Here is a 1543-nt window from a genome sequence, read left to right on the forward strand (position 1 = left end):
GCAGGAGCCAGGGGCCGGAGCGACGGTGTCCTCACCTGCAAAGGTCAGGATCCTGTTCGACGGGCCGCTCGAGCCCTCGTTCACCACATTGACCGTGACCGATGCCAGCGGAAAGCAGGTGAATGTCGACAAGGCGAGTGTCGATCCCCAACAACCCGCGGTCGTGTCCGTCGCGCTGCCGCCGCTTGTCGCCGGTCACTACACCGTGCATTGGGCGGCTGTTGCGTCGGACGGGCATCGCACCCATGGTGACTACTCGTTCGACGTGAAATAGCACCGCGTTACTTGGCATCGGCCGCGCAGCACGACCGCGCGGTCGACCTCGTAGTCTCGATACTGGGGAACTTTGCATCCTCGACATACGATCGTGGTGCGCGCGCGTGCCCACCAGAATTAGCGAAAACGGCGTGTCGGTAGGCCAATTCACCCGCTTCAAAATGTTCCTTACATAGGTTTTGCGTTTCATGAGAAAGAGTATTGCTTGCGTGGGCCTGGCACTCGCTTGCTCCAAGTGCGCAATGGCGCAGGAAAGCATCACGATGTACGGGCTGCTCGATGAGTTTGCGCAATACGTGAATACCGGCAAGGGCTTTACAGCGGCAATGGGGTCGAGCGGACAATGGGGGAGCCGCTTCGGAGTCAAAGGCACCGAAGACATAGGGGGCGGCAACCGGGTCAACTTTGTCCTGGAGAACGGCTTCAACCCCACCGATGGCTCGCTTGCGCGTAAGCGGCTGGCAAACCCGTCTTGAATAGCGCGATCTGGCTTGGGAGTATCGTGTCCGCGAACAAATAGGCGGATACGTGAACACTATCGAGGAACAAGTACTGGTTGGTCGACGGCGTCGTCGCCAATACAGCGAAGCATTTAAAGCTCAAGCGGTAGCGGACTGCCAGGGGCCGGGGGTGTCGATCGCGGCGATAGCACTGCATCACCAGCTCAACGCGAATCTGCTTCGACGTTGGGTTGAGCAAGCCGAAGGCAAGAAATCTGGCCGATCATCGAGCAGCCCGGTTTGCGTTCAGTCGACACGAAGCCCCGCATTTGTGCCGGTGTCGCTGGAGGCGAACACAGCACGCCCGTCGCAGAGCGGCGAAATACGTGTCGAAGTGCGCCGCGCGGAGCAAGTCATCACGATCAGTTGGCCGGTGACGGACGCCGCCGCTTGCGGGAACTGGTTGCGCGAGTTGCTGCGATGATGCGCATCGATGCGATGTGGCTCGCCACTGAGCCACTCGACATGCGCGCCGGCACCGATACGATTCTCGCGCGTGTGGTCAAGGTGTTCGGTGCTGCGCGGCCTCATCATGCGTACCTGTTCGCCAACAAGAGCTCGACGCGCATGAAGGTACTGATCTACGACGGACTGGGCATCTGGCTTGCCGCGCGACGACTGAACAAGGGCCGCTTCGTGTGGAGCGACGGACACGCCGAGCCCGCCGTCGTGTTGAACGCCGAACAGCTCGATGCGCTCGTCAAGGGCCTCGCGTGGCAGACACTCGCCTTTGATCACGCAATCCGCGTGGTCTGAGCCTGCGGAAC

3 protein-coding genes and 1 pseudogene are annotated in these 1543 nt (G+C 60.9%); all 4 read left to right on the forward strand.

The window, feature by feature from the left end; all coding sequences use genetic code 11:
- The coding region (locus HV670_RS29925) for a copper resistance CopC family protein (RefSeq protein WP_175108533.1) at positions 1-274 on the forward strand (274 nt) is incomplete at its 5' end.
- Positions 275-464: 190 nt separating this feature from the next.
- Positions 465-725, forward strand: a pseudogene (locus HV670_RS29930) (porin); the annotation flags it as partial.
- Positions 726-804: 79 nt separating this feature from the next.
- Positions 805-1200 carry an IS66-like element accessory protein TnpA gene (gene tnpA, locus HV670_RS29935; RefSeq protein WP_246258132.1) on the forward strand — a complete coding sequence of 132 codons (396 nt, stop codon included), beginning with the start codon at positions 805-807 and terminating at the stop codon, positions 1198-1200.
- Entirely contained in the window at positions 1197-1532 is a 336-nt protein-coding gene (tnpB, locus tag HV670_RS29940; protein ID WP_175108535.1) for an IS66 family insertion sequence element accessory protein TnpB, read from the forward strand. The genes tnpA and tnpB overlap by 4 nt, the downstream gene beginning before the upstream one ends.
- The last annotated feature ends 11 nt before the right edge of the window (positions 1533-1543 follow it).

Origin of the sequence: Pararobbsia alpina, assembly GCF_902859895.1 — a bacterium.
GTDB classification, from domain to species: domain Bacteria; phylum Pseudomonadota; class Gammaproteobacteria; order Burkholderiales; family Burkholderiaceae; genus Pararobbsia; species Pararobbsia alpina.